7 protein-coding genes are annotated in these 7,823 nt (G+C 60.0%); 1 reads left to right on the forward strand and 6 read right to left on the reverse strand.

The window, feature by feature from the left end; genetic code table 11:
* Nucleotides 1–162: 162 nt before the first annotated feature.
* From BMX62_RS11190 to BMX62_RS11215, 6 genes are all read right to left on the reverse strand, one after another.
* Nucleotides 163–1,929: a sodium:solute symporter family protein gene (locus BMX62_RS11190; protein ID WP_090208916.1), complete on the reverse strand. Its 1,767-nt coding sequence runs from the start codon at nt 1,927–1,929 to the stop codon at nt 163–165.
* A 21-nt stretch (nt 1,930–1,950) separates the two neighbouring features.
* Nucleotides 1,951–2,223: a DUF4212 domain-containing protein gene (locus BMX62_RS11195; protein WP_238375976.1), complete on the reverse strand. Its 273-nt coding sequence runs from the start codon at nt 2,221–2,223 to the stop codon at nt 1,951–1,953.
* A 236-nt stretch (nt 2,224–2,459) separates the two neighbouring features.
* Nucleotides 2,460–4,388, reverse strand: coding sequence for a putative nucleotidyltransferase substrate binding domain-containing protein (locus BMX62_RS11200; protein WP_090208940.1), 1,929 nt, complete (start codon nt 4,386–4,388; stop codon nt 2,460–2,462).
* Nucleotides 4,389–4,533: 145 nt separating this feature from the next.
* Nucleotides 4,534–5,850 carry a sigma-54-dependent transcriptional regulator gene (locus tag BMX62_RS11205; protein WP_090208921.1) on the reverse strand — a complete coding sequence of 439 codons (1,317 nt, stop codon included), beginning with the start codon at nt 5,848–5,850 and terminating at the stop codon, nt 4,534–4,536.
* A gap of 60 nt (nt 5,851–5,910) precedes the next feature.
* Entirely contained in the window at nt 5,911–6,456 is a 546-nt protein-coding gene (locus BMX62_RS11210) for a BREX protein BrxB domain-containing protein (protein ID WP_090208924.1), read from the reverse strand.
* Nucleotides 6,449–6,862, reverse strand: a complete 414-nt coding sequence (locus BMX62_RS11215; protein WP_090208928.1) for a hypothetical protein — start codon at nt 6,860–6,862, stop codon at nt 6,449–6,451. The genes BMX62_RS11210 and BMX62_RS11215 overlap by 8 nt, the downstream gene beginning before the upstream one ends.
* A gap of 236 nt (nt 6,863–7,098) precedes the next feature.
* Between BMX62_RS11215 and BMX62_RS11220 the strand changes: the two genes are divergently transcribed.
* Nucleotides 7,099–7,823 (forward strand): RNA-guided endonuclease InsQ/TnpB family protein (locus BMX62_RS11220; protein ID WP_143339762.1); only part of this gene is annotated, 725 nt, incomplete at its 3' end.

Below are 7,823 nucleotides of genomic sequence, written 5' to 3' on the forward strand. Positions count from 1 at the left end.
CCATATCATGCCCATCCGACATCGTTCTGGCCATCGCTCCGATCGGGTGACAAACAAGCAGTCTGTGTGGGCGCCACGCTTTTGGGCATGACGCCGGCACAGACATCTTGATCGATTGTGTGGAAAGGGGCCCGCAAAGCAGGCCCCCGGTTGGGTGGAAGATCAGGCGGTATCGGCGCGGGGTACACGCACGCTTTCTACCAGTTCCTGAATTTCCTTGGGCGGCGGGGCCGTCAGCTTGCAGACGATCAGTGCCACAGTGACGTTCAGCACCGCACCGATGGTACCAAAGCCCTGGGGCGAGATACCCAGGATCCATCCACTGGGGTCATCCGCCAGCAAATTGGTCCCCGGAATGAAGAACCAGCCCTTGTACAGGAAGATATACAGCAGGGTGGTGATCAGACCGGTGAGCATGCCGGCGATGGCGCCTTCCTTGTTCATCCGCTTGTAGAAGATGCCCAGCATCAGCACGGGGAACAGGGAGGATGCCGCCAGACCGAAGGCCAATGCCACCACTTCCGCCGCAAAGCCTGGTGGATTAAGCCCCAGATAACCGGCCAGGAGGATGGCCGCTGCCATGGAGATGCGTCCTGCCATGAGCTCGTTCTTTTCCGAGATCTTGGGCATGAACACCCCCTTGAGCAGGTCATGGGAGATGGCCGAGGAAATGGCCAGCAACAGACCCGCCGCAGTGGACAGGGCCGCTGCGATACCCCCGGCTGCCACCAGCGCGATCACCCAGTTGGGCAGGCTGGCAATTTCCGGGTTGGCCAGCACCATGATGTCACGGTCCAGACGTACCAGTTCATCACCCTGCAGGTCGTTTTCTGCCACGAAGGCCGGCGGGTTGTTCTGGTTGTAGTACTGAATACGGCCATCTTCGTTCTTGTCATCAAACTGCAGCAGGCCGGTGTTTTCCCAGGTGCGCATCCAGTCCGGACGCTCGTCGTAGACCATGGCTTCGCTGACGTTGCCCACACCGCCGGGGTAGAGGGTGTTCACCAGGTTGTACATGGCCATGGCACCCACAGCCGGAGCGGTGGTGTAGAGCAGGGCGATGAAGATCAGGGCCCAGCCGGCGGACTTACGGGCGTCCCGTACCCGGGGCACGGTAAAGAAGCGAATGATCACATGGGGCAGACCAGCGGTACCGATCATCAGCGCCATGGTCAACAGGAACATATTCAAGGTACTGAACGTGGCATTGGTGGTGTATTCAGCAAATCCCAGGTCCACCATCATGCCATCCAGGGCTTCAAGCAGGTAACGGCTGTCGTCGCTGGACAGGGTGGCGCCCAGACCGGTCTGGGGCAGGAAGTGACCGGTGAGCTGAATGGAAATGAACACCGCAGGGACAGTGTAGGCAAAAATCAGCACCACATACTGGGCAATCTGGGTGTAGGTGATGCCCTTCATGCCGCCGAGTACGGCGTACACGAACACGATGCTCATGCCGGCGATCAGACCCCAGAGGATGTCCACTTCCAGGAAGCGGGAGAAGGCAATCCCCACGCCGCGCATCTGCCCGATCACGTAGGTGATGGAGATGATGAGCAGGCAGATCACCGCCACGATGCGCGCACCGTTGGAGTAGAATCGATCCCCCACGAACTGGGGCACCGTGAACTTGCCGAACTTGCGCAGGTACGGTGCCAGCAGCAGGGCCATCAGCACGTAGCCACCGGTCCACCCCATCAGGTAGACCGAGCCGCTGTAACCCAAAAAGGCGATCAGGCCCGCCATGGAGATGAACGAGGCCGCGGACATCCAGTCGGCCGCCGTGGCCATGCCGTTGGCAATCGGGTTGACCCCCTTGCCCGCCACATAGAATTCCCCGGTGCTGCCGGCCCGGGCCCAGATGGCGATGCCTATATAGACGACAAAGGTGGCACCGACCACCAGGTAAATCATTAATTTAAGATCCATCGAATTATCCCCCAGTCGTTATCATTCTTCGTGGACGTCGAACTTCTTGTCCAGGCGGTTCATCCACCAGGCATAGAAGAAGATCAGCACCAGGAAGGTGTAGATGGAGCCTTGCTGCGCCATCCAGAAGCCCAGCGGATAGCCGCCGATGGACATGGTGTTGAGCGCGTCCACCATGAAGATGGGCAACAGGAAGCCGGCAATGAACCACACCGTCAGACACCAGCCGAGGATATTCAGGTTGGCCTTCCAGTAGGCGCTTCTCTGCTCGGACTGGCTGCCGGCGGATGCCAGGGTCTGTTGGATCTGCTCCTTGGTTTTGGCGCTGATACTGGTTTCTTCAGCCAGGATCTTTTTTAGAAGATCTCTCATTTTTTCACTCATTATGAACTCCTCCGATACATTCGGTATGCCGGGTTAGGGTCAGACTGCATGTGGTATTGCCTCCATCTTGAAGCGTGCATCAAGGGGTTGGGTGTCTTGTGCTGTTCCAGGCTATGGACGCTGCCCCTGATCTGGGCTGCCCTGATCTACAACTGATATTCCAGCGCCAGGCGTGATTGCAGCTTGCGGATCTGCCGGAAGGATTCCTTGAGAATCCGTCGCTCCAATTCATCCAGGCGCTCGGGATTGATGAAATTGCTCAGCGGTTGGCCGGCCTGGGCCTGCTCGTGATGGTTGCGCATCCGCAGCAGCAGAATGTAGTGGTAGGCATTGAGCCAGGCTGCCACATCTTCCCGCTGCATCACGCCAGCCTCGACACAGGCCTCAAAGCGGCGGGTGGTGTTGCTGTCAGGCATTTCCAGGGCCAGGGCAAAGATGCGGGCCACGTCAACAAACGGCGTGGTGCCATTGACCTTGAGGTCCAGACTGCGGGGATGGCGGCCATCGCCGGAAGTGACCTTGAAATCGCCAAAAAACCCCAACGGGGGCCGCAGGCGCAGGGCATTTTCGGCCATCTGACGGCGGAACCGGCTGTTTTTGGAAGTTTTTTCCAAAAACCAGGCCCGCAGACCGGCTCCCGGCTGCTCGCCGCCGTAGAGCACCCGAAAATCGAAATAAATGTTTGCCTTGAGCAGATGCTCGGGGGTGCCCTGTTCAATCCAGCGGGAAAACCGGGTGCGCCATTCATCCAGGCTCAGACAGCATTCCGGATTGTTGGCCATGACCCGTCCCCGGCACAGGGGGAAGCCGCAGATGCGCAATGCCTCGTTGATCTGTTCTGCCAGGGGCAGCAGCCGGGCGCGAATCTGGTCGGCGGTCATGCCGTCCTGGGGCAGGAACAACATGCCGTTGTCCTGGTCGGTCTTGAGGGTTTGTTCCTGACGCCCCTCACTGCCAAAGGAGAGCCAGTCAAATTCGGGAATATCACCGCCGGCCTGCTGCAGACACAGGGTAATGATGCGCCGGGTAAGCTGGTCGTTGAGCATGGCGATGATCTGGGTGATCTGGTCCACCCGCACCCCCTGGGCAATCATCTGTCCGATGAGCTGGTGCACGTCGGTGCCCAGCCGGGCCAGGGCTTCCACATCCTCCGCCTGGCTCATGGATCGCCCCAGATTGGCCAGACTCACCCGCTGCAAGGAAAACAGATCACCTTCGGAGATCACTCCCCGCAGCCGGCCCCGGTCGACGATGCAAAGATGATGAAAGCCGTGACTGGCCATCAGCATGGCGGCTTCAAAAGCAAAGGCTGTGGAGGGCAGGGTGACCGGATCGGGGGTCATGACGGCACTGATCGGCTGGTCCAGCCCCACTTCAGGCAAGGCCACCCGCTTGAGCAGATCGTGAAGGGTAAATACCCCCAGGGGCCTTTGTTCGTCATCGGTGACGATGACACTGCCGATCCGTTCGTCCTGCATGGCCTGGAGTGCCTGGCGGATACTGGCTTCGGGCCGAAAGGTGATCGGCGGGCGGTTGATGCGCTCCCCCAGGGTGGTGTTCAGGGAGGTATCCCCCCCCAGTCCCGAGGCGGTGCTGAACTGCACATGGCGTTGTACCGTATCCAGCAGGCTGGCCAGTCGCCGGGTACAAAAATCATGAAATTCGGGGCACATCTTGAGCAGATGATTGAAATCGTCCCGGTCCATCTCGAAACAGAAGGTATCCTCGGCGGCCCGGTAACGGGTTTTTACGGGCCGGCGGGCCAGCAGGGCACCGATGGGAAAGCATTCCCCCGGTGCCAGCACCCAGGCGGTGCTGATGGGGTTGCCGTTACTGTCCAGGGATTCTCCCAATACCCGGCCTTGCTTGACGATGAAAAACCGGTCTACCGGGCCGGACTGGGGGGTGAGGATCTGTTCGTCACGGGCATGGAACACCAGGCGCAGGCGCTTGGCCATAAATTCCAGATGTACTGGGTCCATGCGGGCAAAGGGTTCGTGGCGGCCCAGAAATTCCATCACGGGGATGAGGACGCCCTGATGTCGGTCTGGGTTGTTACCGGATTCTGTCTGCATGATGGGCATGGATGGCCGTGGTCTCGACCTCCATCGAAGCATGAATCATGCCGTTTTTTTGTTCCCTTTTAAAACAAAGGCTTGGATCGTGGCTGCCCCAGCGGGTTGTTACCTCGGGTAACGGCTGTTACCCAAAGTAACAGGGTCATGCCCTGGGGCGGGGTATGCCCATGCGCTGACGCCGTTCCCAAAGGGCCTTGCGGCTGATACCCAGTCGCCGGGCCAGTTCTGTTTCCGTCATCCGGGCCTGATTTTCCAGCACAAAGCGGCGGAAATAGTCTTCCAGGCTGGTGTCAGGTGCCATGTCCTGGGTGGGGCCGGGGGTCAGCCCCAGATGTTCGGCGGCAATGGTGTCGCCATCCGCCAGGATCACCGCACGCTCCAGGGCATTTTCCAGTTCCCGCACATTGCCGGGCCAGCGGTGAGCCTGCAATGCTGCCAGGGCTGCGGGCGCCAGGGTCACCGGCGTCTGCCGCAACCGTTGGCAGGCCTTGTCCAGCAAAAAACTGGCCAATTGGGGCAAATCTTCCAGCCGGTCCCGCAGGGGGGGCAGGGTGATTTCCATCACCTTGAGCCGGTAGTAGAGGTCTTCACGGAAATGCCCTTCCCGCACCATCTGTTCCAGATCCCGGTGGGTGGCCGCCAGCAGGCGCAGGTCGACCTTGTGGCTGCTGTTGGCCCCTACCCGACGAATTTCACCATCCTGCAGCACCCGCAGCAGACGGGATTGGGCCGCAGGGGTCAGTTCGCCGATTTCGTCCAGAAACAGGGTGCCGCCGTTGGCTGCTTCCGCCAGCCCCTGACGGCGCTGGGCGGCACCGGTAAAGGCGCCTTTTTCATGGCCAAACAGCTCCGATTCCAGCAGACCCTCGGGAATGGCTGCACAGTTGACCGAGATCAGGGGGGCCTGGGCCCGTCGACTCTGGCGATGAATGGCCCTGGCCACCAGTTCCTTGCCTGTGCCCGATTCTCCCCGGATCAGTACCGTGGCATCGGTGGGAGAGACTTTTTCCAGGGTTCTGCAGATCTGCTGCATGGCGGGTGAGTCCCCCACCATGTCGGTCATTGCCCCTGTCGGCTCCGGACGCGACTGGGCCTGCTCCCCGGTCAGTTGCTGCTGTTTGAGCAAACGGGCCACACAAAGCAGCATTTCGTCATGGTCAAAGGGTTTGGCGATATAATCCGCTGCCCCCTGTTTCATGGCTTCCACTGCGGAACGGACGCTGGCGTAGCTGGTCATGATGAGTACCGGAGCATCGCCGCAATGCCCCAGCATTTCGATGCCTTCCCCATCGGGCAGGCGCAAATCACAGATCAGCAGATCCGGCGGGGTGTCCCGGCAGCATTGACGGGCCTGGGCGATACAGGCCGCCTCATCGATGCGGTAGCCTTCGTGTTCCAGAAGACGCCGCAGGGCGCGGCGGATCACCGCTTCATCTTCCAGGATCAGGATTCGGTTCAAGCCAGGGTCTCCCTGTGCGCATGGGCGCCATTCATTCAAATCGGCAATGGGTGCCGGTGTTCAGTTGTCCGCGGTAATGGCCGTGGCCTGGTAGCCCCAGCCATCGCGGGCGTCCAGCAAGCGGTAGGTATTGTTGACGTATTCCCCGGGGAACAGCACCAATAGGCGCCCCGGCACATGCTCGGCCAGTTGCTTGACAAAATCGGAGACCGACGCAAATCCGAACAGGGTGCCGCAGCCGATCAGGGCCACCAGGGTATTGCTGTCGGCTTGATCCTGGATGCGTTCGGCCAGTGCGGTGACCGACTGGCGGGCAAAGGTGTTGTATTTCGGGGTCAGACTGTCCGGGTCTTCGAAGTAATCTTCACGGTACTTTTGCCGCGCCATCCATTCCGGAAACAGCCGGGTGACGTCCAGCGCCAGCCAGGGGTGGCCGGCGCTCTCCGTGGCCAGACGAAATTCTTCGATGCGGGCGCGCAGCTTGAGTTCGTCTTCCTTGTGGTAGACGGCGAAGAGCACCCGCTGCTCATGGGCCAGGCCGCTGATCCATGGCAGGCTGATGTGGTCGCTGTAGCTCTTCAGCAGACGGTTTAGCCGGTTACTCATGCAGCCAACCCTCCTCTTCCTGGGTCAGGTAGTCGGGAAAGGTGATCTCCACGACGTCGCTGGCGTGTTTGAAATTCAAAAGGCCGGCGTGGCTGGCCTGTCGGGCCAGTTCCAGCAGGTGTTCCAGACGGCAGCCAAACAGTTTGGTCCATTCGGTGTTGAACAGGCGGTTGCCAGTGGCGCCTTGCAGATAGCCAAGAAACAGCGCAAAGGCGATGTTGGCCGGGCGAATGTCGGGCTCGGTGCGGTGTTTTTTATTGCGCCCTTCCAGATAGCCGGCGTGGGTCCAGGTGCCGTTGACGTTTTGGGCCAGGGATTTGAGCATGGCCGGGCTGTAGCGGTCCGGGAATTGCTCGTTGAAGGCTTGCTCCATCTCTTCGCGGGGCAGCCACTGGCCTGGTGCCAATGACAATATCTTGTTTTGCGACAATCTCAGCAAAAACCCGCGTGAACCCTCGCCCACTCGGGCGGGGAGGTCAGCGGGGGCCGCGCAGGCGGCCCTATTTTTGTGTCTTCTGCCCCTGAACATAGGCTTTCAACGTTGTGACGCTGTGCCGCCCTCGTCGGTAGACGCATCCGCACTCACTTGAAATCCCCCGTTATAGCTTTTAATCTATGGCTATTGTAGCAGCGAGCACTGACATGCTGAAGGCCACAAAGATACGCATCTACCCCACGACCGAACAGGCGGCATTTCTGAACTACCAGTTCGGCGCGGTGCGCTTTGTCTATAACACCGGCCTTCGCATCATATCCCATCGCTACCAACACCACGGCCAGTCGTTGAGCGCCAAACACGACATCAAGAAGCTGTTGCCGGTCGCCAAGAAATCGCGCAAGTATAGCTGGCTCAAAGACGCGGATTCCATGGCCCTCCAGCAGGCATGCCTGAACCTGGATCATGCCTTCCAATGCTTCTTCGATCCCCAGCAGAAGGCCGGCTATCCGAGCTTCAAGAGCAAGCGGGGCAAACAGTCCAGCTATCACTGTGTCGGCGTCAAGGCCGGCGACGACTGGATCAAGGTGCCCAAGCTTGGACCGATCAGGGCCAGGGTGCACCGGAAGGTCGAGGGCACACTGAAAAGCATCACCCTGACCCGCACCGTCACCGGCAAGCACTACGCCTCCTTGCTGTTTGAAACAGAGCAGGCCGCCCCGGCACCGCTGAAAGACGTTGATGCCGCCAAGATCGTTGGCCTGGATATGGGGCTGTCCCATCTGGCCATTGACTCCAACGGCCGCAAGATCGAAAACCCTCGCTTTCTCAAGCGGGCGCAGCAGAACCTCAAGCGCAAGCAGAAAGCCCTCTCCCGCTGCCAGAAAGGCAGCGCCAATCGGGCCAAGGCACGGTTACTCGTCGCCAAGGC

It is taken from the genome of Ectothiorhodospira magna (assembly GCF_900110965.1).
Classification (GTDB): domain Bacteria; phylum Pseudomonadota; class Gammaproteobacteria; order Ectothiorhodospirales; family Ectothiorhodospiraceae; genus Ectothiorhodospira; species Ectothiorhodospira magna.

What these genes read in the sequence shown, in the direction of transcription:
- BMX62_RS11210 (WP_090208924.1), bottom strand. Translation starts at nt 6,456, where the DNA reads ATGAGTAACCGGCTAAACCGTCTGCTGAAGAGCTACAGCGACCACATC.
- BMX62_RS11190 (WP_090208916.1), bottom strand. Translation starts at nt 1,929, where the DNA reads ATGGATCTTAAATTAATGATTTACCTGGTGGTCGGTGCCACCTTTGTC.
- BMX62_RS11200 (WP_090208940.1), bottom strand. Translation starts at nt 4,388, where the DNA reads ATGCAGACAGAATCCGGTAACAACCCAGACCGACATCAGGGCGTCCTC.